Raw genomic sequence first — 21,997 nt, forward strand, 5'->3', positions numbered from 1 at the left:
GCAGAAGGACGCGGGGCACTTCCCCTGGCTCGACGACGCCCCGACCTTCGTCGACACCATCGCGGGCTGGCTGCAGGGTCCCCCACGCCTCAGCGGCCCTACCGAGGCCATCTAGCGGTCACGGCAGAAGGCGCTGGATGTCCCGGAAGATCCGCTCGCTGGCGGCGACGGCCGCCTCGTCGAGATTCTGGATGAAGCCGTGCTCCAGGCCCTCCTCCCGCCTGCCCATCACCTCGACACCGGCCTCGCGCAGCCGCTCGGCATAGGTTTCGCCCTCGTCACGCAGGGGGTCGCGCTCGGCGGTGATCACCACGGCAAGATCAAGCATAGCCTGACATTCTTTCCCATGCTCGGCCACGTCGGTGGCGCATCCTCGAGGGGGACCCTTTCTGGGTAGACGTCAAGTAGATTCCCGCACCGAATAGTCTGCAGGGCGTGCGCATCGGGCCACGCATCCGCACACCCTGCAGCCCGATGACGCCAACTGCTCTGGGAGGAGACGACATGGTGTCGTCCACACACTTCTTCGACGTGCTCCACGACATTGACCCCCACCTGACCCACCATTTCGGCATCGGCTGGATCAAGGGTCTGGACATGGAGGAAACAGCACGCCGGCTCGGCGCCGACCTCAGCCACTCCGCCACCGTAAGGCTGGCCGAGGCCTACCGCGACGCCGACAACGACCCCGCCTGGGGGCCGTACTCCAGCATCTATCTGCTGGGTGAGGCCGAGGAAGGGGAAGGGGAGTGGACCATCTGCATGCAGGTGCAGGGCTGGCGCCTCATCGAGGACGACACCTTGGCCAGGCTGTCACGCGACGGAGGGCAAGTGTTCGCCCTCACCTTCTACAACGACCACATGCCGACCTTCCACCACTCGGAAAATGGCGCCCCCCCACAATCGGAGGACATGTTCGAGGCAGAGCGGTTCTTCCCAGAGCACACCAAGGGGCTTCGCCTCATCTCGCCCGTAGGAGCGGACCTTGAGAATTACGACGAGATGTCCGCGTTGATCTCCGAGGGTTTCGTGCTGGCCGGGCGCGTGACCGGCGAGCCGATCACCGACGCGTGGCTACGGATGTACCACGAGCGCTACATCGTCGCCCACGACTCTCCCTGAGACGCCGCTACCCGCCGCTTTGCGTCCTGCAACGACCAGTTGGGCGCACGTTCGCCGCCGTGACGACCTCGCCGAGCAGCACTCAGACCCTGACCTGCAACTGGCGCGCTGGCCTATTACCCGCTATCGCTCCAACGGCCGCTTCGAAGCCGTACGCGTCGGAGAGGACGGCCGTCGTGGTGCTCGCTATGACGGCTGGGCCGCGGGCCCGCGGCGGTTCCCGGCCTGCTGCATATGCGGAGTGTCCCTGCGCGCCGGCCGGTGGAGGTGACGTCGCGCAAAGGCGTCATCCCGTTCGTCCCGGCACGGCTCCTGCCGTACGGCGGCTGGTCGACCGGACACCGTGGTAACGACCCGTTCGACGGCGAGGAATGGGGATAACAGTCCGAGGAGAGCAAAGAGCCGGGGCGGCTCGCCGAGCACCGTGCCCTCTTCTCCGGCTACATGAACCAGGTACAGCACGCCTAGCCCGACGACATGCCGGTGGCTGCGTTCATAGAGCAGCGGACCACAGAGCTCAACGCCCGCGACCACCCGCCAGACCTCACCTGGTTCCTGGAGACCACCTACGACCACCACCGCGCGATCGGGCCGACGGAGGTGACCTCGTCGGGCTCGACATGATGCGCATCCGCGAGTGGACCGATCCCACCGCCGTCATCCACGTCGGCTACCAGCACTGAAACGCCTTTGAGAGCCGCCGCCCAGTTTGGGCGGCGGCGAGCCCGCAAGAAGGGATACACGATGGCGAAGAGCACGCGGCCGCTTCCGGCCGACGACCAGTGGGAGCTTCTCTCCTCGCACGGCTTCTCAGAAGGGTTCGCCGGAACCTGGCTTGAGGGCGATGACGTCGAAGCCGTCGCCCGCCAGCTGCGAGCTGACCTGTCCAGCAGGCTCGACTGCGATCTCCAAGCAGCGTTGGACTGGTACGACCCCTTGTCCTTCGAGGAGGTCGTCTGGGTAGGGGAGCACGCCCCCGGCTGGCTGCACATCATCGGCCTGCAGGGACCCGGCGTGGTTCCGGCTCCGCTCAGTGCAGAGGGTCGCAGACTCTTCTTCTTGGAGTACAACTTCGAAGGAGTTCAGGGACTGTCCTACTGGCGTGATGGCCAGAACAGAGGCCAGATGGGACGCAATGCCAACTTCGGGGGCGAGCTCGAGGACGTCTTCGCCGAACACGAGGTGTCCCCGACACGGGGAGGAAGCGAGCAAGAGGAGATGAACGATTACCTCCTGCTCCTCGGTCGTGTCACCGGCCGATTTATCGATCAAGACTGGTTCACCGGTCAACGAGCTCTCTTCGGTATTCCTAAGGGCGCGTGGAAATGGTGACCGAGGTGGCGACGACACGTCGGCCGTGGTGACGGGACTGCGCGTGGCCGCCGCCCGCGTGAACGCCGACCAGCGCACGGCCGCTGACAAGGATGAGCGTTGAGACGCGGGAACACCTGACGGCTGGTCATCTCGGCCGCCGGGCCAGCGGCCGAATGCATCACTCCACGTCGCGGCGGCTGGGCTGCCCGATTGGCGGGAGGGACGACCCTCCCGCCGGTCTCGGGTCAGTCCCGTCGAGGCAGATAATGGACGTCTGCTCCCGGCCCGTGTCCGGCCAGGGAGCGTTCAGGTCGAACCGCCAATCGCCCCGCTCGGAGCCGGTGGTGGCCCCAATTGTTGACGACGTGCTTGTGCTCCGGCTCTTTGAAAACCGCCAACTACCAGGGTTCGGCCACTCACTGGTGGTGCGGTTGTCCTTGCGGAACCAGCGCCCCTGCACCGTCCCGGCTGACTGCTCCTCACCCAACGACAGCTTGTCCCGGCCGCCCGTCGCCGGCATCCGCCCGCCCACCGGCCACCGCCCCTCCCCCGTGCTGGTCAGCGTCTCGCCACCACTGCGCTCGTCGTCCAGCACGCTGAGCAAGGCGCACCCGCTGCCTGTCGGGCGACCGTGGCCAGCATGCTCGCGGGGCAAGCGCCCCCCACTTGGACGTCAGCATCCGCATGAAGTGGCCAAGCTGCCGCCCAGCCCAGCCAGGCTCCCCGGGAGGACCAAGGACGCACGGCCCGCCTGGCGGAGACATCGGCCCGCTTCCAGCACTGCGTGATCAAGAACAGCCGCGGCTTCGAGAGCGGGAAAGCCCTCGGCGCACAGCGAAGCTCTTCGATCACCCATCGGCCAGTGACCCGCCAGGAGGGTCTCGGCAAGCAGGCACGACACCACCGCGCAAGCCTGGACGAGGAGACGTTCCAGGCGAACCGCTTGTGGTCTGGAGTCCATGACGTTGTGGGCGGTTGACGCCCCCGGGCGATCGCCGAGGCCGCGACGCGGGAGCTCACGCGGATGCCGGCGTTCGAGATCATGCCGGACCGGCTCGTGTCGGTCATTGACTCGGGCCCGCCGCGGTCGACAACTCATCGGCAAAAGGGAAACGATTCAATGCACTGCAAATCCTACTTTCACGACATCCTTTTCCAGATCAACCCGCACCTGACACACCACTTCGGCATCGCCTGGATCAGGGGCATCGATGTCGAACAGAGCGCTCACCGCCTCGGCGCCAGCCTGGACCACGCCACCAGCGTGACGCTTGCCGATCCGTTGGAAGGCGCTGAGCTGGACCCGGCGTGGGGCGACGACTCAAGCGTTTATCTGATCGGTGAAGCGGATGAGGGCGGCTGGACGATCTGCATGCAGGTCCAAGGGTGGCGCCTCATCGAGCCGGAGACTCTTTCCAGCCTCTCTCGCAATGGCGGGCAAGTCCTCGTGCTGGCGACACATTTTAGCGACATCACCAAAGTGTTCTGGGCGGAGAACGGCGGCCCGGCTAAGTGCGTGGACCTGTATGAGGCGCACCGGCTCTTCCCGCATCTCACCGACGGACTCCCCCTTCTCCACTCCACCATCGAAGACGTCGCCTGGGATGAAAGAGCTCCCGAAATCCTGTCGGAAGGATTCATCCTCGCGGGGCGCGTCACGGGAGAAGAGATCACCGAGACCTGGCTCCGCCTGCACCACGAGCGGTACATCGTCGCGCACGACACGCCCTGAGCTTCACCACACCGCGAGCGGTCCACCCTGCTCATGAGTTCTGCGAGCCACACCTCCCGCGTGGAGCTGCTTGTCCGCCTACCTCTCCCAGCCGCGGGAGGAGCCCGGCCTCAGCGGCGGCCAGAGCTTGCTCAGCACGCTGACGTGGTGCGACCTGACGAATAGGTCCTGGCCGGTCGGCCGGTATCCGGACGTTCGCTGTCGCTTACGGGGCGGTTACCCGGCCCAGAGGGTGTCGACGACGGTGAGGCTCTTCTCGTCCTCCTGCACGCGGACGGTGGCCATCCCGGCCTCGCCGAAGAACAGGCGCCGGCACTCCGCGCCGTGGTGCGGGGCGTAGGCGGCATCCCAGGGGCGTTCAAGGAAGTCGACGATGCGTTCCACGAACCACGGCCTGCGCGGCGGCGGGCAGTTCGTGGAACTGGGCCAGGGCGCGCTCGGCGAGCGTGACGTTCACGAAGCGGGCGCCCTCTACCGGCGGCCGGCGGTGTCGCGCCAGCCGGGCACGAGATCATCCAGCGACGTCTGCGGCTGCTGCTCTGCCCGGCCGGCGTCGGTGACGGCCTGCCAGTAGCCGGGCCGCTGGTAGGCGCGCGAACGAGAGGGTGGCACTCACCGGCATCGTTGGCTCATTTGTCCTGGTGGCGGCGGCGCTAACCGGGGTGCCACAGCCGCGGCGAGGGCTGTCGCTGGTAGGCCGCGGGCGGATCCTGGCCTGGTCCGGGGCGGCTCTGGCGGTGGCCGTCGTGACGTGGCAGTTGGGAGCCGCCCTCCGGGAGTTCGGAGTGCCGCCCGAACTGCCCCCGCTCGGGATGAGTGCGGTGGTCTGCGGAGTGGCCGCACAGTCGCCGATAGGGCGCAGGAGCGTCGTGGTGCTCTCGCCGGTCATGCTGGCGATCCCCCCGCTCATGATGGTTGGGCTGTGGGGGATCGCGCTGTTGGGGCTGGGGTCGGCCGGGTTTGTGGTTGCCGCCTTTCGTTCTAGGTCGCTTGCGCAGAGGGCCATCAACGGATGAGTGTTGCGCCGGTCGTGGCGCGGCCGTCCTCCAGGCCGTCGTGGACGATGGCGGGCGCGGCCGGGTCGGCGAGCATGCGGGCGAGGCCGGCCATCACCAGGACGTCGGCGACAGCGACGTCGACCAGGCGGACGGGGGCGTGCTCGTAGCGGCCGTTCGGGGCCAGCAGCCGGGCGGACCGGCCGTGGTCGACGGCCTGCCGGCCCTGTGTCGGCCCCAGGACCTCCCACAGGGAGCGCACGCTTGCCAGGGCGATCCCGGCGGCCAGAGGGTCGGGCAGCTCGCCGGGGTCCAGGCCGTCGACCTCCTCCCACCCACGATAGGTGAGCAGCAGTTCCTCCAGCTCGGCCAGCGCGTGGGTGATCTCGTCGTCCAGGTCGGGCACCAGGATCGTGCGGACGGCCATCGGGGTCAGCCTTTCCGGTCGGGGGAGTGCCGGACGGCGCGCCGGTCGCGCTCGTCCAGGGCGGCCAGCTCGGCCTCGGCGTCCAGGAACGCGAGGCGCTCGGCGTACGGCAGCGCCTGGAAGGCGGATGAGTCGAGGATGGCCTGCTGGTCGGCCGCCGACAGGCGGCGGAACAGGCCGGCACTGATCCGGATCCAGGTCGCGCTGTCCATGTCAGCGGCCCCAGCGCTCGTGCGCGGACTGGCGGGTCATCCCGGCGGCCTCCCCGATCCGCGCCAAGGACGGCCAGTGCTCCTGCTGGGGCTAATCAGCCGCAGTGTTCCCGGTTCTGCCCGTCGCGCTGCCGGACTTCAGCTCCTCGGACAGGAGCTGCAACAGGCCGGGCAGATGACGCTCGATGTCCTGCCTGGGCAGTGAGACGGCGCTGCCGTTGCCGTGGTCACGCTGCATGATCAGGCCCGCCTCGCGCAGCACCCGGAAGTGATGCGTGCGCGCGGCCTTCTTCACCGGCAGGTCGAACGAGCCGCACGCACGCTCCCGGTCTTCGGGATCGGCCGCGAGTTCGGCCACGACCTGGCGGCGGGAGTCGTCGGCCAGCGCGCGGAACACCTTGCCCAGATCCATAACTCACTCCTAGGTACGAGTTGCATCATACCTAGGCCGATGGCTAGCGTTGGCAGGTATGGAAATTGTCGTACCTGAAGGAAGCGGGGCGGTCGGTATCTACGGCTTCGCCCGGCCGAAGCCCGAGCGCGCCGATGAGCTGGAGCGGCTGCTGCTGTCATTCGTGGAGCCGACCAGGGCCGAGCCTGGCTCGATGCAGTACCAGGTCCACCGAGACGTGGCTGATCCCAGCACGTTCGTGTTCTACGAACTGTGGCGGTCGGCCGACGACCTGCGCGCGCATCTCGCGCGTCCCGAACTCGCACACTTCCAGCAGCACCGCATGCACTACCTACGAGAAGACCTGGAGATCCACTGGCTGACACCCCTCAGCGTGACCCCCTGACCCCATTGTCAGCGTATCCGCGCCGACACGCTGGACAGAGTGACCGACCTTGGCCAGACGCCCCCCACATGCGTCGGTTCCCGAAGAATCTCGCCGCCGTCCGCATCACGTGAGCAGGCGAGACGAACGGCCGCCCACTCCCGCTATCGAGGGAGCGGGCGGCCATCGCCGCAACGCTCAGGGTCAGCGCGGACTTCTCGCGGCCATGCTGACCGCTGACAGCAATTGATCACGTGTGTTGCGACGACTCCTGGGAATGCACCAAGTGTCGCGGAAGGGCGGGACACGCCACTCAGCGCTTTGCCGACGGGCCGAAGTACGCCTCGAACCCGTCGAGCAGACGCATCAGACCGAACTCGAAGGCAGCGGCGAGGTCGGGCGGATCAGTGGTCTCGAACACGTGCGGGAAGCGCCCGGTAGCCTCGAGGCCCGCCAGTTCCACCTCACGCTCCCGCCACCACTGCTCCGTGCTCACCCCCGTCTCCTGCTCCTGTTCGGTATCGAGCTGGCCTGCCATGCCGATGGTGTAGGCGGCCAGCGCGACGATCGCGTACATCGCGGTTTCTCGTGAGTGGCCCTCCCGGCGCAACGCCGACATGACCCACTCTGTGTGGCCGATGGTCGCCGGGGCGAGCATCGGGCGCAGCACCGAGACCATGCCGACCACCCAGGGATGGCACCGATAGATGTCCCATTCCCGGCGCGTGGCGATCTCCAGCGTCTGGCGCCAGTCAGGCACGAACTCGGGCAGCGGCCGCTCGCTGAAGACGGCGTCGGCCATGAGGTGGAGAAGCTCTTCCTTGCTGGACACGTGCCGGTACAGGGCCATGCTGGTGACACCTAGTTCGCTCGCCACTCGCCGCATGGACAAGGACGCGACCCCCTCGGCGTCTGCGACCGCGACGGCCGAGTGAACGATCTGATCACGGCTCAGTGGCGCGTTCTGTACGCGCGGGACGACGGTGGCGCGGGGGCGGCGCTCAGGCGCCGGTGCGGGCTCCGGCTCCCGCACGATCGTTCCCACGCCGGGCACAGGATGGACGAGCCCCTCGGTCCGCAGCGTCGTCAGCACCTTCGTCGCCGTGGCGATGGCCACGCCGTAGCGGCGGGTGATCTCGCGCGTCGAAGGCAGCAGCTCACCCGGGCTCAGTTCACCGCTCTCGATCTGGGCGCGCAACTCCGTGGCGATGCGCACATAGACCGGTTCTGACACCCGTTCCCTCCGGCTCTCCTTGTCGTGCACTAGGACAGGAGTGCTAATTTACACCCGCTGAACAGCGGCAGGCGTGAGTGCTTATGCTGTAAACCCCAGTATGAGAGGGTGCCGACGGGCTTCGGCGAGTTCATGCACTAGTGATCGCCGACGATCACCCCCACGCGGCCAGGAGCTCATTCGGTACGGCGTGGGCGGCCAGCAGCACGGCACGCTGGCCTGCTCGAGGCGCTTACCCGCCCGACGGCCCGATCCGCCCCTTACGCGGCGGTCCGGACCGCACCTACATCGTCCGTACAACCACGCCTTACTCCGCCCGGCGCAGGTCCCGTGCCTCGGCTTGCGGCTGGTACCCGGCAGAGCGATAGGTGGCCGCGGCCCCGGCGTTGGAGCCTTCGGCGCAGACGGTCGCGCTGGAGGCACCCATCTGCCGCAGAGCCGCCGCGGCGGCGACCGCCATCGCCTTGCCGTACCCGTGTCCCTGGTGGTCGCCGTGCACCCCGAGGGGTTCGATCAGGCCGGGCCTGCCCGCACCCGCGGACCAGACGGTCGTGGCCGCGACCGCCTGGCCGTGCTCGTTGTAGCCGACAAGGCAGCGGGCATCGGCGTACGGTGTGCCGGCCGCCATGGCATGCCAGCGTTCCGCGCTGAACGTCGATCCCTGGAAGGCCGCCCGGTGAACCGCGACCCGCTCCTCGACCAGTTCGGGGCCGACCGCCTCGATGCGCAGGCCGCAGTCCTCCACCGATTCGCGCAGGTCACGCACCATCGGGATCCACGGCTCATCCAGTTCCCAGCCGCCCTCCAGCAACAGCTCCCGGAACCGGCCGCCCCACAGCGCCTCGACGTGGGCCTTGCCCGCCGCCAGGACGCCGCGTTCGCCTCGCGACACGTCCTCGGCCATCTGCCGGGCGAGCTCCTCGTCCATGCGCGCTTCCGGATCGACCGCCAGCCGTACCAGGTCGGACCCGTCCAGCAGGCCGACCCCGAGGATCCTGCCCTCCCGGCTCCACGTCCGCAACGCCGCAGCGGTCCGCTCCGGGCCGAACTGCCAGTAGAACCCGACATCCCCCGGATGCAACTGCATCGAGGTCCCCTCGCGCCGCCACTCCCCTAGCGCGCGCACCACTTCGTCCAGGTCACCGACACCCGGCGTGCTCAACAAGACAGTCATCCCGCGATCAAACACGTGTCGCTCCCATGCGTCCAATGATTTAGCAGGTCTACGCGGTGAAACAGATCACCGAGTACGGCTGGCAGCCCTCCCCGAACGTGCTGGTCGGAGTCGCCGGGCCGGTCATCGGCGCCCTCTTCGTCCGGCAGCAGAACCGGCTGGCGGCCCTGCGGCTCGACCTGCGGGTACGCCAGCGTTCCTGGCGTACCCGAACGGTGATCATCGAGGTTACGAGGTCCCCGATGGAGTCGAAGAAGACAGACCGTGCCCCCGTCAGGCGAGATCGTCCAGGATGTCGACGAGCGCGAGATCACGGGGCAGGAAGTGGGGCGACTCGAGTGAGTGGACCTTGAAGCGGTTGTCCGGGGTGAGCCGGTCGGCTTCTTCGATCCAGCGGTCCTGCATGGCGGGCGGCAGGAGGCGGTCAAGGGTGAGACGGACGTAGGTGCGGGGAATGCGGCCCCAGGTGTCACGGTGGCCGCGCGCGTCGGAGTCCGGGAGGTTGCCGGGCTCGTCCGGCTGGAGCATCTGGAAGAGGGTGCGCGCCTCCTCCGCGCTGTAGGTGTGGGCCACGAGCGCGCGGAAGGCCTCCAGGGCGGCCGGGTCGGACGAGCGCCAGTTCACGCGATTGACGCCCAGTTCGTTGGGGTCGCCACCGTGGCCCGCCATGAAGAATTCGACCAGTTCGGGCGACTGGAGCTCGGGCTGGATCACATAGTCGGTCGGCGTGGGCAGGTCCACGCAGCAGAAGGCGCTGATGTAGACGAGATGCTGGATCATGTTCGGGACGCGGTTGGCCGTCAGACTCAGGCTCACGCCGCCCTGGCTGTGGCCAACCAGGATCACCGGGCCGTTGCGATGCGCACGGCGCACCACGTCCTCGACGTGGCCGACGTAGTCGTCAACAGTGAGCTTCGCCGTGGGAGAGGGCTCGGTGAGCAGGCCGGCCGCGTCCTGGCGCTGGTAGGAGTCCGGGATGAAGGCGTCCCTGCCGTGGCCCGGAAGGTCAACGGCCAGCGTGCGATGCCCACGGAGGGCGAGCTCCTGCATGATCCAGGTCCAGTGGTGAGCGTTGGCGTTGGTGCCGTGGACAAAGACGTAGGTCGGTTGGGGCCGCATACCTGATCTTTCCTTCTGTGTACGTCGATAACAGCAGCACGCCCGACGCGTTTCGGGGTGTCGCATATGGAGTCTACATGATAAACATCCTGCTTTTACTGCGTAAATGCCTAGTACACCTACCATTGTCCTGGATGCACGTGTACTAGTGCACTAAAAGAGTGCGGGCCGTACAGGAGAAGGGGGTGGTCGCGCCTCCGGCCTGTGATCGCACCTCGCATGCGACGGCGCAGCGAGCACGTCCCGCGGGGTCGAGGATGATGCAGGCGTGTTCGCCCTAGCGCTGTGACCGGAAACGTTCACCGGGTTGGCGCGTAGGACATCCCTGCCGGCTGGATGGACTGGTCACGTTCGATTGGCGCCCGGAAGTCACCGGGCCGCGCCGGTAGTGATTGGTGCAGGAGGCCTTCAGTGCGGTCTGCACAGTGCGCCGGTAGACCGGGCCCTTGGTCTTGAGCTCGCGCACCAGCCCGCGCAGCGTCAGCTCGTCACCCCGCACGGTGGGGAAGACCACGCCGCTCACCGACATCGAAGGCGTCGAGCCGGGCGTTCCCCCGGGCTTGACCGCCACGGTAGGGCCGCGGACCATGGCAGCGGCCAGGCGTCGTGGGCGCCTTGCCCGACGAGCTCGGCCAGGGGCATGGTCTGTGTGAACCTGCTCCACACGCTGCTGGCCCCCCTGAACGATCTTCCGCTCAGCTCTGCCCGCTCAGCGCTCTGCCTGCTCGCTGCCCGCCTCGGTGAGAACCCGTCCATGAGGGCCGGGAGCCGGATGACCCAGTTCGCGCTCGGGTACGTGGTGGTGCCGAGCACACGGACACACCAGATGGCTGCGCTCGGGCGGAAGCCGTGCGCCAGGAGCTGGCGCGGATGGTGCCCGGTGTCGCCTTCGAGGTGGCCGGGCACGGCGAGGCGGATCCGGTGGCACCCAACGCCCTGCCCGACGGCGGCGACAACCCCAAGGGCCGGGCCAAGAACCGCCGCGTGGAGGTCACCTTCAACCGCTGAAGCCACGACACGGATTTCACATCAGCCATCCGGCCGGGCCGGGAGCCGGCCGGCCGGCTCATGGGCGAGCAGGTGTCTGCCCTGACCTTCGCCGCCCGGGCCCATCACCTCGGCACACGATTCAGGCTGCCGTGACCATTCGCGCTGGCCATTTCCCGAACACGAAGGGACCGATCTTGGTCATGCGGGCGATCTAGGCGCGATCAGTCGCTCTCCAACGCGGTCGCCATGCGGCCGAGGGCGTCGAGCAGATGCTCGGCCTGCGAGGCGCTCAGGGGCTCGGCCATCTTGTCCTCGATCGCCAAGATGTCGGCGCGGGCGGCATGCAGCCGCGTGCGCCCGTCGTCGGTCAGGGTCGTGGGCAGTGCCCGGCCTTGAGGGGCGGTGGCGGGGCGGACGACCAGTCCGGCGGTCTGGAGATTGTGCAGTACGACGTTCATGGACTGGCGGGTGACGAAGGCGCCGCGGGCCAGCTCGGCGTTGGACAGCCCGGGCCGGCGGTCGAGCAACTCCAGGCAGGCGTACTGCGGCGTGGTCAGGCCATGCGGGCGCAGGGCCGCGTCCATAGCCGAACGGAGTGCGGCGTCGACCCGCTTGAGCTGATAACCGATGCGCTGGTTCAGATCCTCGCGGGCACCCTCTTGCCTCATGCCAGCATTTTGACATACAGTCGGAATGTCAAAGTTCTGACATGGAGGAAGGCATGACCGTCACCGGAATCGACTTCGTAGCCCTGCAGGTGCGCGACGTACAAGCCGCTGCCACCTTCTACGAGAAGCACCTGGGCCTGCAGCGCGACCCGGCCGCACCGCCGCACGCGGTGGTCTTCGCCACCGCTCCGATCCCGTTCGCCGTCCGCGAGCCGCTGCCCGGCGTGAATCTGGACGACGCGCCGCGCCCCGGACACGGCGTGGCTCTGTGGATGAAGACCGACGACGCTCAAACCCTGCACGACGCGCTGACGGCGGCGGGAGTGCCCATCGTCGCCCCGCCCACCGACGGACCCTTCGGGCGGACGTTCTCCTTCGCCGATCCCGACGGCTATGTCGTGACCGTTCACGACCGCTGACTCCCAACCGTCCGTGACAGCCCCGTGAGGAGCTCACCATGACGCCGCCAGCGGCCCCATGCAGCACGGGACGCCCCGTTCACCGCACCAGTTGACACCTTCCGCGCCTGCGCTGGGTCTTCAGCCGGTCGTCGACGTGGACGTACCGTGCGGTCAAGAGGGTGTCTAGTTCGGTCGTCACAACCCGATGCTGGACACCCTCCTCACATCCGCAACCCAGACTGCGGAACTCATCGTCTAGCCCACCGTCCGGTGCTTGCGACGCCGTGGCCGGGCAAGGGCGATCAGGGTTGCGCCCACGGTGGCGTAGCCGATGGAATGGGGTCACGTCCTCATCGAGGCGTTCTCTCCTTATGCTCCGTTCGCTTTCACTCCGCGCTCGGCATCGTCGCGCTGCGACTGCCGGCGGAAGGCGCGGACGGGACCCGGCTGCCGTGGCTGACGCGGATACCGAATCCGGCACACGGCTCGAATGCCGCCGGAGCATCACGATGCCTCTTCACCGCCTGACTGCATCCAGGAGCAGCCGCAGTGCCGGGCCTGGCGGACCAGGTGGTACGGCAAGCGAGGTGGGTACGGTCACGCCGGCCAGCGGGCGCAGGGCCACGCGACGCACCGGCACCAGCTCGGCTGCGGCCTGGTAGAGCACTGTCCAAGACGGCGGGCCGGCGCCGATCTCGGCCATGGTGTCCTGCAGATTGGTGAAGGCCGGCCCCGCCACCGGCTCGAACCCCGCGTCGCGGCAGGCGGCCATCACCAGGTCGTACAGCGGCCGGTTGTGCGCGCGAGGCGCCAGCCGCAGCGGCAGCTCCGCCAGGTCGACCAGATCGATGACAGCCGAGCCCGCCAACCGGTGCGCGGCGGGCAAGGCGACCACGAGGGCGTCCGTCCAGATGGGCAGCAGTTCGAGGCCGGGCGCGGTGTGCACAGCCCGGACGAAGGCGGCGTCCAGCTCGCCTGTCCGGACCGCCGCGAGCCGCTCGTCGTGCGGCAGGGCGCTGAGCCGGACCTGCACGCGCGGCTCCAGTTTCTGCAGCACACGATCGAGCCGCTCGCCCAGGCCCTGGCTGCTGCCAAGGCGAAGGACGCCGTCGTGGCCGGTGGCGATGTCGGCAGCGACGAGGCGGATGCGGTCCTCGCTCGCCAGCAGCGCGCGAGCTTCAGGCAACAGCCGTTCGCCCGCGCCGGTCAATCGGATCCGGCGGGCGGAGCGATCGAACAGCCGGACGCCGAGCTCTCGCTCCAGCCGCGCGATCTGCTGGCTCACGGCCGGTTGCACGATCTGCAAGTGCTCGGCCGCGCGGGCGAACCCGCCCTCGTCCGCGACCGTGACGAAGTAACGCAGCTGCCTGATCTCCATGACGTCCTATCACGATCGGTGATACGTCGACAGGCAAAGCGCGTCTGGGTGCGAACGTGTTCCCGCGTTTGACTGGACCGCATGAAAGCAGTGATCAACACAACGGACGGTCCGATCATCGCCTCCGCTGACGAGCCGGTGCCCGCGCCGCACGAAGCACTCGTCGCCGTACGGGCCTTCGCCCTCAACCGGGGCGAGCTGGCCCTGCTGGACTCCCGCACCGGCGGCTGGCGTCCCGGACAGGACATCGCCGGTGTGGTCGTCGAGCAGGCGGCCGACGGGACGGGCCCTGTCGCGGGCACCCGGGTGGCCGCCCTGGTCGAACAGGCGGGCTGGGCCGAACGTGTCGCAGTGCCTGCTGATCGGCTTGCCGTACTGCCCGATCAGGTGAGCATGGCGCAAGGCGCCGCCCTGCCGCTGGCCGGGCTGACCGCCTTGCGGGCCTTGCGCCTGGGCGGAGCGTTGCTGGGGCGGCGCGTCCTGATCACCGGGGCGAGCGGCGGGGTCGGCCGGTTCCTGGTCGAGCTGGCCACGCTCGGCGGAGCCACCGTGACCGCGGTGGCTGGGCGGCACACGCGGGATCTGGCGGCCTTGGGCGCGAGCGAGGTGGTGGCCGCGACGGATCAGGCGACCGGCCCGTACGATCTGATCGTCGAGTCGGTGGGCGGCGCCTCCCTGGCCGAGGCCCTGCGCGCGGCGGCGCCCGGTGCGACCGTCGTGCTGATCGGGTCCAGCAGCGGAGCGAAGTCACCGATCGACATCTACGACTTCGTGGGCCACGAGGGGACGCGGATCGTCAGCTTCCTGTCCTACGCCCACCCCGATCCGCCGGGCGCAGATCTCGAGGTGCTGGTCACGTTCACCGCCGCGGACCGGCTGCATCCCACACCAGGACTGGTGGAGGACTGGTCCAAGCTGCCGGCGGCGCTGGCCGCCCTACGCGAGCGCCGCATCTCGGGCAAGGCCGTCCTCACCTTGTGATCACCTGCCGAGGTTCGGACAGACACCCCGAAACCAGGTCGGAAGGGGCGGGCCAGCCGTCACCGGACCCGATCATGCCCGGCGCCCTCCCCGATCGACCCACGGTCGATGCGGAAGCCGAGCGGCGTCGCTTGCCAGAGCGGCCGCGGTCGCCTCCGGAGACTCTGAGTGGACATGCCTGTATCACCGGGCAGAGCGCCTCGTAAGGCAGGACTGTCCGAGGGAGGCAGGGTGCGCTCGGCCGGGCTACGCTCGCGGCTATGGGCGGTCCAGGATTGGTGATCGAGCTGGCGCTGGCGGACCCCGAACCGGCGCTTCGACGACTGCGCGAATTTCTGCTGACGGTCTCTGAACGGTTCGAGAACCCGCGTCCCGGCGCATACGACTTCGGGGTCCCGCCCATGCGGCTGGGAGTTCGCGGGCAGGAGGGCGCTGACCACCCGCGGCCGTTTCTGGTCATCCTGGTCGCCGCGACACCAGTGAACGCGGAGACTGCCCAACCCGATGACGATGACGAACAGGGCCTGGTGGCCCTCATCGGCTTCGACCCTACCCACGAGGTAGAGGTCGTTGCCATGTGCAACGACCCCATTGATCACCAAGTCGCCGCTTTCCTCACGGCCGGCATCATGGACGCCATCGGCGGAATCGCCAACGTTGAGCTACGTGCTGATCAGGTGGCGCTGGTCGCGGATCTGCCGGGTGCGGTCGGGCGAGCCGAGAAGCCTTGGGCGGCGGTAGGCGCCACCGCGGAATTCCTGCGCGCATGGGCGGCCCGAAGCGGCTTCCGGCTCGTCAAGTGAGCGGAGGGTGACGAGGGCAGCGCACGCCGAAGATGGTCAAGGCCGGGTGTGCGATGCCGAGGACAACAGCCGCCGCTGTGCTCCCAGGCCGGCCGCGCGCCTTCCATCTTGCGGCGTATCCGCACGACGGTGCTGTGGTGCCGGGTCGTCGATCACGAGGTCGGGGTGGAGATGACCACGCGGCGGTTCTTCGCTCGGCCGGCATCGGTGGTGTTCGGGCGCACGGGTTTGGTCTCGCCGTACCCCGTTGCTTTGAGGCGAGCACGGTCGAGGCCGCCCTTGGTGGCCAGCCAGTCGAGTACGGCGTGCGCACGTCGCTGTGAGAGTTCCACGTTGTAGGCGGGTGCGCCCTTGTCATCGGTGTGGCCGTCGATCTGGATGGTCGAGCCGTCTGCTGACTTGCGGTTGATCTGCTGGACGATGCGCTTGAGCGCGGTTGCGGCCGCGGGCTTGATGTCGGCGCTGTCGAAGTCGAACAGGACGTCGGCGTTGAGGCTGTAGGCGATGGAGTCCTCTCCTTCCAGGACCTCGCTTTCGCCGAACTCGTAGGACTTCAGCTCGGCGGAGGGGATCTCCACCGCCGGCACTTCCACCGCGGGCGCCTCCACTGCGGGCACCTCCACGCCGGGGATGCATTCGCCCTTGTCGTTGCACTTTTCCGGCCTGATGATGAACGGCCTGATGACAAAAGGCCTGATGATGAACGGGCGGATGATGAACGGGCGGATCACGAACGGCACCACCCCGCTGCTGCCTTGGGGTTTGCGCTGGCATACCTCAGGTGTGGAGACGGCCTTGGCTCGCACGGCGCCGGCTCTGACCGCATTTGCGCGGACCGGGTCGACTTTGAGGCCGCCGGCGCTCGCGCCGGGGATTTCCACCGCGGGGATCTCCACGGCGGGGATGCTCGTCTCCGGGATGCTGGCCGCGCCGAGACAGCCGCCGGGCGCGGGCTTGATTTCGGTGCACTGAGCGGGCACCCGCTGGGCGGGGATGTCGACGCCGGGGATGGTGGCCGCGGGAATCGTCACACCTGCGACTTTCGCTTCGGGGATCTGCACAGGGTCGGCGTGCACGGCCGGGATCTCGACGGCTGGGATGAGCGTCCCGTTGGGACAGCTTGTCGGCTCGAGCACCGATGTGGTCACCGCAGGGGAAGGCTCACCAGGGGTGACGGAGGGCTTACCCGACGGTAAGGAGGTGGAGGGCGAGGTCACTGGTGAGGACGTCGCGGAGGCGGAAGAGCCGCTCGGGCGTCCCTTGTCGCCGGCGCCCGCGACGCCGTTGGCCCCGCATGCGCTCAGCGCAGCGATCAGAAGAGCGACGGCTACGGTTCTCATGGACGATCACCATAGACGAGGCATTCTTCTGCCTGTAGACGCGGCGCTCCACTCCGGCAGCACCCCACGACCCCCGTCAGAGGTTCTGACCTCGGGAAGGACCGGGCCCTTGATCACCTCAAAGCCGAGGGGCGTCCGATGGCCGAGGAAGACGTTGCGCGGCTGTCGCTCTTCGTCCACCAGACGTCAACATGCACGGCACCTACTCCTTCGCTCAGTTCGGCTCGGCCTCGCCGACGTCCGCTGGCTCAGTGATCCGGGTGAGCCGGATTGGGAAGAGGACGCTCTCTGGCCCCTGGGAGGGTGTCCACGGTGAAGGGGCCTGCCGAAACGCGGAGGGTCCGACGTTAACGAGCGTTTGGCTGACCAGCAGGCCGTGTCCTTCCCGCCTCCGAAAGCGGCGTGCGACGGATCCACGTTCGATTCCCCACCGCTGGCGTGCCGGGCGGTGGCGTCCTGAAGTGGGAGCTGGTGAACCGGGCCCGCGCCTGATCGGCACTGTCCAGGTCGCTGTGTGCAGGCAGCGGCTCCAGCAAGAGGGACCTGATCGCCGTAGGGGTCGCACGGAGCGCGTCGGCGCGCCAGCGTTAGTCGCCGGACCCGATCGAGGTACCGATCCACATGTGTGGCGGCAGCCACAGCGGTCAGTCGGTGGTGTGCTCCCTGCTCCACTGCGCGCCGAAACCCGAGGCGCGTCGGCGAGTCGAGTCGCTGGCCACCCAGATCGAGCTGTCACCTCGTCCAGAACCGGCTCCCGATCAGATCGGTACGCCGCAACGCCAGAGATGGGTACCTTCTAGGCCGCCATGCCTGGTGCAGAGATGCGCATGAGAGCGCCGAAAACTTCGGAGCTTCAGACGTGACAAGAGGCGTGACCCTAGGTCAGCGACTCCACCACGGCGGCGCCGTCGGGCAGGGCGTTGGGCGCCACCGGATCGGCCTCGCCGTGCCCGGCCACCTCGAAGGTGACGCCGGGCACCAGCCGCGCCAGCTCCTTGTGTACGGCTTGGGCTCTCCACAGGCTCCATAGTGCATTCCTCCAAGGTGGCCCTCTGCCGCGTTGGCCGCGATGATGCGAGGCTGCTGCCGTGGACGCCCGGGCCCTTCGCGCCCGTAGCAAATCGCCCCATGCGCCGGTTAAGGCGAACGGATCCAGCTGATGGATATCGTGAGGTGGGCGTTTCGGCCTCGAGGTGCGCCTAGCCTCTAGGCGGATCGCTTGAGTCCGCATCGGAGGGGGCTGTGAGGATCTCGCTTGTCATCGTCGCTCCCGCCCTGACGCTCGGCGCGCTACTCGCGTTGAGTGCCTGCCGGGCACCGTCGTCCCCGCCCTCATTGCCGGCCGCCCACGAGGCCGCCGCACAGAGTCGGCCCGCTCCAGCACCAACATCGCCTGCGCACCCCGGCGCGCCGGTCACCGTGTACGGATCCGGCACCCAGCGCACCCTGCCCTTCGTCCTGCAGGGCGACTACCGGGCGAGCGTCACCTACAGTCGCAACGCGCAGAAGTCCGGCCGGCCCACCAGCATGATTATGGTCTTGGTTCCCCGCGACGGCGGGCGCTCGCTGCGCAGCGAGCTGATCGCCGTCGTCGATGACGAGGGCTCGGCGATCACCTACGTTCGCGGCGCCCAGGGCAGCTACTACCTCGATGTCATCGCTGAAGGCTCGTGGAAGGTCACCTTCATCCTTCGCTAGTTTCGGTTCGTACCGGCGCAGTCTCCAGGCTGCGTCTCCATGGCGATGGTGTGGCATCGGGGACGGTCCAGTCCGGCCTCCAGAGCCTGGCGCGCTCAAGGGCACACATGCGTGGTGACCCGATCCGGCGGGCACGGGGAGCGGAGGCTTGATGTCGCCTTGAGGCCGTGAAGCGCCTGCCCTTCAGCTGCGCCTGGCGGGCTTGGCCGGCAAGGCCTCGGGATTGGGAGCTTGGATGGCCTGGATGTCGTCGACCCCGGAGCGAGCGGTAGACCGGCAGATCAGGTTCAGCGCGGATGAGTCCTGATTCTCTCCGCAGGCCTGTTCGCTGCCCGCTTCGGGCTGAGACGCCGTCGTGTGATCCGTCTCGCCGTCGCTGGTGTCCAGGTGAGGTTCGGTGCAAAAACCGTGGGCGACGATCAGGCGAGCCCGGGCCAGGGTGTAGCCCTCCGGGCGGCTCGCCGGCCGGACGCCTTCGCAGGCCGGGCACAGCACCGGCTCGCCGCCGTGGTCCAGTAACGAGTGAGTCGGCATCGCATGTCTCCTGGCTGGAAGAGAGGCAGCGGCCTGCGCTGGGGCACCCCCCAGCCGTCCCGGCGCAGGCCGCGGCTCTGCTGCGGGCTCATGAGCGTCCTCAGGGCGCATCCGCGGCACCATCATAGAGTAGTCGACCGACCACCAATCGTGGTTTCACGCTCCCCTTTCACACACGTGCGCGCCAGGGCGGTCAGCGCTCCCTGCGCTTCCTGGACTCCCAGGACACACGCCTCCGGGCCGGTATGGGTGCCTACGCGATCGCAATCCAGTCGGCGACCTGCTCGCGCGGGTCGGCAGGCGGCCGCATCACTTCGCCGTCCGTCGCCTCTAGCGGGCTGTCGTCGGTGCCATCAGGGCTCGGGCTCGGCCGCAGCGAGTTCATAGCCACCGATGTTCCCCTGGCGCAGTCCGTTCAGTCCTTTCACGCTCGGGACGTCAGTCCCCTCACGCCTGGGACGCTACTGGGCCTGAGTCGCATCATGATCGGCTTTCGGGGGCTGCGATCTGGTGGCACCTTGATCTGGCCGGGTGGCTCGATGCGGCCTGGCGCGCTGGCAGAGCCGGACGGGCGCCGAAGTCCAGGTGATCGCCCGGCCTTCAGTCATCGATCCATCGTGGGGACGGGGATGAAGGCTGAACAGCCCCCCAGCCAGGTTACGCAAGCGATCCAGCCGAGCATCGTTCTTCGCGTCGCTTCCGGCTTGCTGCATGTCCAAGGTCGCCTCGCGGACCACGGTGCCGGCGATACGAGCGATCGCCTGGGCCACCCACCCGGGGCTCTCCAGCCCCGCATTGAAGACGGAGACAAAGCTTGCATTCGATCTGGCCGGCTGGTGGTCAGATCGTCGTCGAACACCTCTGACCACCGCCCTCTGATCCGCCCTGCGAGGGCCTCGATGCGGGACGCGCTGAGCGACCGCCGGCCGGATGCCCGGTGCGCGTCGTCGCCTGACGGAGGGAGCCACAGCCGCTGTCCCGCTGGGGGCTCGTATGCCTCTAGGGAGTCGTGGAGGCCGGGGAGAACAGCGCGTAGATGGCGGAGCGGACCCGGTCGGCGGCCTGCTGCGGTGTGGAAGTGTCGAACTTCCCGTCCAGGTGGAGGAAGGCCAGGCCGTGGACGAGCGCCCAGACCGCGGTGGCCAGCGGCTCGGGGTCGCAGCCGGGGAAGGCGCTGCGCACCAGGGAGTGAAGGTAGCCGGAGATGGCGGCGATCGCGGCGGCGCGTTCCTCGCTGGCCGGGTCGCACGGTTCGGCGAACATGACCCTGAACATCGCCGGCCGGTCGAGGGCGAAGCGGACGTAGGCCACCGCGATGTCGGCCAGGTCGTCGGAGGTGGCGGGTGGCGCGGGGTGGGCGGCGGCCAGGTGCTCGGTGAGGTCGCGGTAGCCCTGGGCCGCGACCGCCGACACCAGGGCGTCGCGGTCGGCGAAGTGACGGTAGGGAGCCGTCGGTGACACGCCCGCCCGGCGGGCCACCGCCCGCAGCGACATACCGGACCCGCCGTCTTCCTCGAGGAGTTCCCGCGCGGCGCGCACGCAGGCGGCGCGCAGGTCGCCGTGATGGTACGAGGCGCCGGGTTGCGACACGAGACACACTCCTTGATGTTGGCGGTGCTCACATCATCAGATAATGTGTGCAGTGCCAACATATCTGATCGGGACAGGGAAGGGGAAACGCCGATGACCGACGAGCTATTTTCACCGTTGGCCCTGCGCTCCGGGCAGCTGCTCGGAAACCGGATCGCCAAGGCGGCCATGGAGGAGGGCATGGCCGGCGACGGTCAGGCACCCGACGGGCGGCTGACGTCGTTGTACCGCCGCTGGGCGGCCGGCGGTGCCGGGCTGTTCATCACCGGCAACGTCATGGTCCACGCCGAGGCGCTGACCGGTCCTGGTGGTGTCGTCCTCGACCGGGACACACCACTGCAGCCGTTCATCGAGTGGGCCGAGGCCGGCAAGGCCGGAGGCGCGGCGATGTGGATGCAGATCAACCACCCCGGCCGCCAGGTTCAGGCCGGCATGCCGGGCGTCGTGTGGGGCCCGTCCGACGTGGGCGTCGACCTCGGACGGCACAGCAGCCGCTTCGGCCGTCCCGTCGCCATGACTCCCGGCCAGATCAGGGAGACGGTCGCCCGGTTCGCGGTCACGGCCCAGCGCGCCGAGCAGGCCGGCTTCGACGGCGTGCAGGTTCACGCCGCGCACGGCTACCTGCTGTCTCAGTTCCTGTCGCCCCTGGTCAACCGGCGTACCGACGCGTGGGGCGGGTCGCTGCAGAACCGGGCCAGGATGCTGCTGGACGTTGTGCGCGCCGTCCGCGCCGCCGTCTCACCCTCGTTCGCGGTCGCGGTCAAGCTCAACTCCGCCGACTTCCAGCGCGGCGGATTCGACGCCGACGACGCACGCGAGGTGATCGGCATGCTCGAACCGCTCGGCGTCGACCTGGTGGAGCTGTCCGGCGGCAGTTACGAGAGCCCCGCCATGACCGGCCGCGCCGCAGACGCGCGCACCCAAGCCCGTGAAGCCTACTTCCTGGACCTCGCTGAGGATCTGGCCGCCACCAGCCCTCTGCCGCTGATGCTCACCGGCGGCATCACGCGCCGCGACACCGCCGAACAGGTTCTCCGCAGCGGCGTCGCGCTCGTCGGGATGGGTACTGCCCTCGCGGTCACCCCGGACCTGCCCGAGCGCTGGCGCCAGCAGCGCGAAGCCGATCGCCGGCTACGGCCGGTGACCTGGTCCGACAAGGCCCTGGCCTCAGCCGCCAGCATGGCGCAGGTCCGCCACCAGCTGCGCCGCCTGGCCCGCGGCAAGGACCCCCGCTCCGGCACCCACCCTGCCTATGCGCTGCTCACCGACCGCCGGCAGCAGCGGCGAGCGCTGCGCCGCTACCGCGCCTGGCTACCCGAGTCGCGGGGCACCGCCGCGGCAGAGCGGCCCGAGTGACCGGCTAGCGGTACGGCAGCCGATCATCAGCGCTCAGTCGAACAGGTCGGGTTCCGACCGGACGATCTGGTCGTACAGCGGCTGGAAGTTGATCCAGCCGACCAGGTCGTTGCCGATCTGACCGTGGGTGAGCTTGGCCTGGTCGTGGTCGAT

Annotated in this window: 27 protein-coding genes; 12 read left to right on the top strand and 15 right to left on the bottom strand. The window is 68.6% G+C overall.

From position 1 onward, the window contains the following. Nucleotides 1-118 precede the first annotated feature (118 nt). A complete protein-coding gene (locus AB0I67_RS42515; RefSeq protein WP_357936570.1) occupies nucleotides 119-328 on the bottom strand; it encodes an alpha/beta hydrolase fold domain-containing protein in 210 nt (69 codons plus the stop codon). Between the two features lie 176 nt (nucleotides 329-504). Between AB0I67_RS42515 and AB0I67_RS42520 the strand changes: the two genes are divergently transcribed. The 4 genes from AB0I67_RS42520 (at nucleotide 505) to AB0I67_RS42535 (ending at nucleotide 4,168) form a co-directional block, all read left to right on the top strand. Then, entirely contained in the window at nucleotides 505-1,122 is a 618-nt protein-coding gene (locus tag AB0I67_RS42520) for a DUF6461 domain-containing protein (protein ID WP_357936572.1), read from the top strand. 483 nt (nucleotides 1,123-1,605) lie between these two features. Beyond that, nucleotides 1,606-1,746 carry a hypothetical protein gene (locus AB0I67_RS42525; protein WP_357936574.1) on the top strand — a complete coding sequence of 47 codons (141 nt, stop codon included), beginning with the start codon at nucleotides 1,606-1,608 and terminating at the stop codon, nucleotides 1,744-1,746. Nucleotides 1,747-1,866: 120 nt separating this feature from the next. Further along, nucleotides 1,867-2,454 carry a hypothetical protein gene (locus tag AB0I67_RS42530; protein ID WP_357936576.1) on the top strand — a complete coding sequence of 196 codons (588 nt, stop codon included), beginning with the start codon at nucleotides 1,867-1,869 and terminating at the stop codon, nucleotides 2,452-2,454. A 1,006-nt stretch (nucleotides 2,455-3,460) separates the two neighbouring features. Further along, nucleotides 3,461-4,168 carry a DUF6461 domain-containing protein gene (locus AB0I67_RS42535; RefSeq protein ID WP_357936578.1) on the top strand — a complete coding sequence of 236 codons (708 nt, stop codon included), beginning with the start codon at nucleotides 3,461-3,463 and terminating at the stop codon, nucleotides 4,166-4,168. A gap of 216 nt (nucleotides 4,169-4,384) precedes the next feature. On the opposite strand, the gene AB0I67_RS42540 is transcribed toward AB0I67_RS42535, so the two are convergent. Next, nucleotides 4,385-4,552: a hypothetical protein gene (locus AB0I67_RS42540; RefSeq protein ID WP_357936580.1), complete on the bottom strand. Its 168-nt coding sequence runs from the start codon at nucleotides 4,550-4,552 to the stop codon at nucleotides 4,385-4,387. Here AB0I67_RS42540 and AB0I67_RS42545 point away from each other — a divergent pair. Then, a complete protein-coding gene (locus AB0I67_RS42545) occupies nucleotides 4,542-4,742 on the top strand; it encodes a hypothetical protein (RefSeq protein ID WP_357936582.1) in 201 nt (66 codons plus the stop codon). The genes AB0I67_RS42540 and AB0I67_RS42545 overlap by 11 nt on opposite strands. A 431-nt stretch (nucleotides 4,743-5,173) precedes the next feature. Here AB0I67_RS42545 and AB0I67_RS42550 read toward each other — a convergent pair whose 3' ends face one another. The 3 genes from AB0I67_RS42550 to AB0I67_RS42560 all read right to left on the bottom strand — a co-directional run bounded on the left by AB0I67_RS42550 (nucleotide 5,174) and on the right by AB0I67_RS42560 (nucleotide 6,214). Then, on the bottom strand, nucleotides 5,174-5,590 hold the full coding sequence (locus AB0I67_RS42550) for a hypothetical protein (protein WP_357936584.1): 417 nt from the start codon (nucleotides 5,588-5,590) through the stop codon (nucleotides 5,174-5,176). A gap of 5 nt (nucleotides 5,591-5,595) precedes the next feature. Then, nucleotides 5,596-5,802, bottom strand: coding sequence for a hypothetical protein (locus AB0I67_RS42555; protein ID WP_357936586.1), 207 nt, complete (start codon nucleotides 5,800-5,802; stop codon nucleotides 5,596-5,598). A gap of 91 nt (nucleotides 5,803-5,893) precedes the next feature. Next, nucleotides 5,894-6,214 (bottom strand): helix-turn-helix domain-containing protein, encoded by a 321-nt coding sequence (locus tag AB0I67_RS42560; protein ID WP_357936588.1) that lies wholly within the window; start codon nucleotides 6,212-6,214, stop codon nucleotides 5,894-5,896. A gap of 58 nt (nucleotides 6,215-6,272) precedes the next feature. Between AB0I67_RS42560 and AB0I67_RS42565 the strand changes: the two genes are divergently transcribed. Then, nucleotides 6,273-6,599: a putative quinol monooxygenase gene (locus AB0I67_RS42565; protein WP_357936590.1), complete on the top strand. Its 327-nt coding sequence runs from the start codon at nucleotides 6,273-6,275 to the stop codon at nucleotides 6,597-6,599. 292 nt (nucleotides 6,600-6,891) lie between these two features. On the opposite strand, the gene AB0I67_RS42570 is transcribed toward AB0I67_RS42565, so the two are convergent. From AB0I67_RS42570 to AB0I67_RS42585, 4 genes are all read right to left on the bottom strand, one after another. After that, a complete protein-coding gene (locus AB0I67_RS42570) occupies nucleotides 6,892-7,842 on the bottom strand; it encodes a TetR/AcrR family transcriptional regulator C-terminal domain-containing protein (protein ID WP_357936592.1) in 951 nt (316 codons plus the stop codon). Between the two features lie 277 nt (nucleotides 7,843-8,119). Further along, nucleotides 8,120-8,986 carry a GNAT family N-acetyltransferase gene (locus tag AB0I67_RS42575; RefSeq protein WP_357936594.1) on the bottom strand — a complete coding sequence of 289 codons (867 nt, stop codon included), beginning with the start codon at nucleotides 8,984-8,986 and terminating at the stop codon, nucleotides 8,120-8,122. 273 nt (nucleotides 8,987-9,259) lie between these two features. After that, the gene (locus AB0I67_RS42580) at nucleotides 9,260-10,105 is read right to left on the bottom strand and encodes an alpha/beta hydrolase (RefSeq protein ID WP_357936596.1); all 846 of its coding nucleotides are present in this window, start codon (nucleotides 10,103-10,105) and stop codon (nucleotides 9,260-9,262) included. A gap of 277 nt (nucleotides 10,106-10,382) precedes the next feature. Continuing rightward, a complete protein-coding gene (locus AB0I67_RS42585) occupies nucleotides 10,383-10,676 on the bottom strand; it encodes a hypothetical protein (RefSeq protein WP_357936598.1) in 294 nt (97 codons plus the stop codon). 278 nt (nucleotides 10,677-10,954) lie between these two features. Here AB0I67_RS42585 and AB0I67_RS42590 point away from each other — a divergent pair, with 278 nt between their 5' ends. Continuing rightward, a complete protein-coding gene (locus AB0I67_RS42590; protein ID WP_357936600.1) occupies nucleotides 10,955-11,113 on the top strand; it encodes a hypothetical protein in 159 nt (52 codons plus the stop codon). Nucleotides 11,114-11,316: 203 nt separating this feature from the next. On the opposite strand, the gene AB0I67_RS42595 is transcribed toward AB0I67_RS42590, so the two are convergent. Continuing rightward, a complete protein-coding gene (locus AB0I67_RS42595) occupies nucleotides 11,317-11,763 on the bottom strand; it encodes a MarR family transcriptional regulator (protein ID WP_357936602.1) in 447 nt (148 codons plus the stop codon). A 53-nt stretch (nucleotides 11,764-11,816) separates the two neighbouring features. Between AB0I67_RS42595 and AB0I67_RS42600 the strand changes: the two genes are divergently transcribed. Next, entirely contained in the window at nucleotides 11,817-12,182 is a 366-nt protein-coding gene (locus tag AB0I67_RS42600) for a VOC family protein (protein ID WP_357936604.1), read from the top strand. Nucleotides 12,183-12,681: 499 nt separating this feature from the next. Here AB0I67_RS42600 and AB0I67_RS42605 read toward each other — a convergent pair whose 3' ends face one another. Next, on the bottom strand, nucleotides 12,682-13,542 hold the full coding sequence (locus tag AB0I67_RS42605) for a LysR family transcriptional regulator (RefSeq protein ID WP_357936606.1): 861 nt from the start codon (nucleotides 13,540-13,542) through the stop codon (nucleotides 12,682-12,684). An 81-nt stretch (nucleotides 13,543-13,623) separates the two neighbouring features. Here AB0I67_RS42605 and AB0I67_RS42610 point away from each other — a divergent pair, with 81 nt between their 5' ends. Both AB0I67_RS42610 and AB0I67_RS42615 read left to right on the top strand, forming a co-directional pair. Next, nucleotides 13,624-14,523, top strand: a complete 900-nt coding sequence (locus tag AB0I67_RS42610; protein ID WP_357936608.1) for a zinc-binding dehydrogenase — start codon at nucleotides 13,624-13,626, stop codon at nucleotides 14,521-14,523. A 260-nt stretch (nucleotides 14,524-14,783) separates the two neighbouring features. Next, the gene (locus AB0I67_RS42615; protein WP_357936610.1) at nucleotides 14,784-15,326 is read left to right on the top strand and encodes a DUF6368 family protein; all 543 of its coding nucleotides are present in this window, start codon (nucleotides 14,784-14,786) and stop codon (nucleotides 15,324-15,326) included. Between the two features lie 152 nt (nucleotides 15,327-15,478). On the opposite strand, the gene AB0I67_RS42620 is transcribed toward AB0I67_RS42615, so the two are convergent. Beyond that, nucleotides 15,479-16,666 (bottom strand): OmpA family protein, encoded by a 1,188-nt coding sequence (locus AB0I67_RS42620; protein ID WP_357936612.1) that lies wholly within the window; start codon nucleotides 16,664-16,666, stop codon nucleotides 15,479-15,481. A gap of 1,242 nt (nucleotides 16,667-17,908) precedes the next feature. Between AB0I67_RS42620 and AB0I67_RS42625 the strand changes: the two genes are divergently transcribed. Further along, complete coding sequence (locus AB0I67_RS42625; RefSeq protein WP_357936614.1) at nucleotides 17,909-18,364, top strand: hypothetical protein; 456 nt, start codon at nucleotides 17,909-17,911, stop codon at nucleotides 18,362-18,364. A gap of 183 nt (nucleotides 18,365-18,547) precedes the next feature. Here AB0I67_RS42625 and AB0I67_RS42630 read toward each other — a convergent pair whose 3' ends face one another. The 3 genes from AB0I67_RS42630 to AB0I67_RS42640 form a co-directional block, all read right to left on the bottom strand. Further along, nucleotides 18,548-18,898 (bottom strand): hypothetical protein, encoded by a 351-nt coding sequence (locus tag AB0I67_RS42630; protein ID WP_357936616.1) that lies wholly within the window; start codon nucleotides 18,896-18,898, stop codon nucleotides 18,548-18,550. A gap of 253 nt (nucleotides 18,899-19,151) precedes the next feature. Then, nucleotides 19,152-19,283, bottom strand: coding sequence for a hypothetical protein (locus AB0I67_RS42635; protein ID WP_357936618.1), 132 nt, complete (start codon nucleotides 19,281-19,283; stop codon nucleotides 19,152-19,154). Between the two features lie 614 nt (nucleotides 19,284-19,897). Then, on the bottom strand, nucleotides 19,898-20,488 hold the full coding sequence (locus AB0I67_RS42640) for a TetR/AcrR family transcriptional regulator (RefSeq protein WP_357936620.1): 591 nt from the start codon (nucleotides 20,486-20,488) through the stop codon (nucleotides 19,898-19,900). A 93-nt stretch (nucleotides 20,489-20,581) separates the two neighbouring features. On the opposite strand from AB0I67_RS42640, the gene AB0I67_RS42645 reads away from it, so the two are divergent. Next, entirely contained in the window at nucleotides 20,582-21,844 is a 1,263-nt protein-coding gene (locus AB0I67_RS42645; protein ID WP_357936622.1) for an NADH:flavin oxidoreductase/NADH oxidase family protein, read from the top strand. The last annotated feature ends 153 nt before the right edge of the window (nucleotides 21,845-21,997 follow it).

The sequence above is a fragment of the Nonomuraea sp. NPDC050310 genome (assembly GCF_040655795.1).
GTDB lineage: Bacteria > Actinomycetota > Actinomycetes > Streptosporangiales > Streptosporangiaceae > Nonomuraea.

What these genes read in the sequence shown, in the direction of transcription:
- AB0I67_RS42515 (WP_357936570.1), bottom strand. Translation starts at nt 328, where the DNA reads ATGCTTGATCTTGCCGTGGTGATCACCGCCGAGCGCGACCCCCTGCGT.
- AB0I67_RS42520 (WP_357936572.1), top strand. Translation starts at nt 505, where the DNA reads ATGGTGTCGTCCACACACTTCTTCGACGTGCTCCACGACATTGACCCC.
- AB0I67_RS42530 (WP_357936576.1), top strand. Translation starts at nt 1,867, where the DNA reads ATGGCGAAGAGCACGCGGCCGCTTCCGGCCGACGACCAGTGGGAGCTT.
- AB0I67_RS42535 (WP_357936578.1), top strand. Translation starts at nt 3,461, where the DNA reads ATGCCGGCGTTCGAGATCATGCCGGACCGGCTCGTGTCGGTCATTGAC.
- AB0I67_RS42545 (WP_357936582.1), top strand. Translation starts at nt 4,542, where the DNA reads ATGCGTTCCACGAACCACGGCCTGCGCGGCGGCGGGCAGTTCGTGGAA.
- AB0I67_RS42550 (WP_357936584.1), bottom strand. Translation starts at nt 5,590, where the DNA reads ATGGCCGTCCGCACGATCCTGGTGCCCGACCTGGACGACGAGATCACC.
- AB0I67_RS42555 (WP_357936586.1), bottom strand. Translation starts at nt 5,802, where the DNA reads ATGGACAGCGCGACCTGGATCCGGATCAGTGCCGGCCTGTTCCGCCGC.
- AB0I67_RS42560 (WP_357936588.1), bottom strand. Translation starts at nt 6,214, where the DNA reads ATGGATCTGGGCAAGGTGTTCCGCGCGCTGGCCGACGACTCCCGCCGC.
- AB0I67_RS42565 (WP_357936590.1), top strand. Translation starts at nt 6,273, where the DNA reads ATGGAAATTGTCGTACCTGAAGGAAGCGGGGCGGTCGGTATCTACGGC.
- AB0I67_RS42575 (WP_357936594.1), bottom strand. Translation starts at nt 8,986, where the DNA reads ATGACTGTCTTGTTGAGCACGCCGGGTGTCGGTGACCTGGACGAAGTG.
- AB0I67_RS42580 (WP_357936596.1), bottom strand. Translation starts at nt 10,105, where the DNA reads ATGCGGCCCCAACCGACCTACGTCTTTGTCCACGGCACCAACGCCAAC.
- AB0I67_RS42595 (WP_357936602.1), bottom strand. Translation starts at nt 11,763, where the DNA reads ATGAGGCAAGAGGGTGCCCGCGAGGATCTGAACCAGCGCATCGGTTAT.
- AB0I67_RS42600 (WP_357936604.1), top strand. Translation starts at nt 11,817, where the DNA reads ATGACCGTCACCGGAATCGACTTCGTAGCCCTGCAGGTGCGCGACGTA.
- AB0I67_RS42605 (WP_357936606.1), bottom strand. Translation starts at nt 13,542, where the DNA reads ATGGAGATCAGGCAGCTGCGTTACTTCGTCACGGTCGCGGACGAGGGC.
- AB0I67_RS42610 (WP_357936608.1), top strand. Translation starts at nt 13,624, where the DNA reads ATGAAAGCAGTGATCAACACAACGGACGGTCCGATCATCGCCTCCGCT.
- AB0I67_RS42615 (WP_357936610.1), top strand. Translation starts at nt 14,784, where the DNA reads ATGGGCGGTCCAGGATTGGTGATCGAGCTGGCGCTGGCGGACCCCGAA.
- AB0I67_RS42620 (WP_357936612.1), bottom strand. Translation starts at nt 16,666, where the DNA reads ATGAGAACCGTAGCCGTCGCTCTTCTGATCGCTGCGCTGAGCGCATGC.
- AB0I67_RS42630 (WP_357936616.1), bottom strand. Translation starts at nt 18,898, where the DNA reads ATGCCGACTCACTCGTTACTGGACCACGGCGGCGAGCCGGTGCTGTGC.
- AB0I67_RS42635 (WP_357936618.1), bottom strand. Translation starts at nt 19,283, where the DNA reads ATGAACTCGCTGCGGCCGAGCCCGAGCCCTGATGGCACCGACGACAGC.
- AB0I67_RS42645 (WP_357936622.1), top strand. Translation starts at nt 20,582, where the DNA reads ATGACCGACGAGCTATTTTCACCGTTGGCCCTGCGCTCCGGGCAGCTG.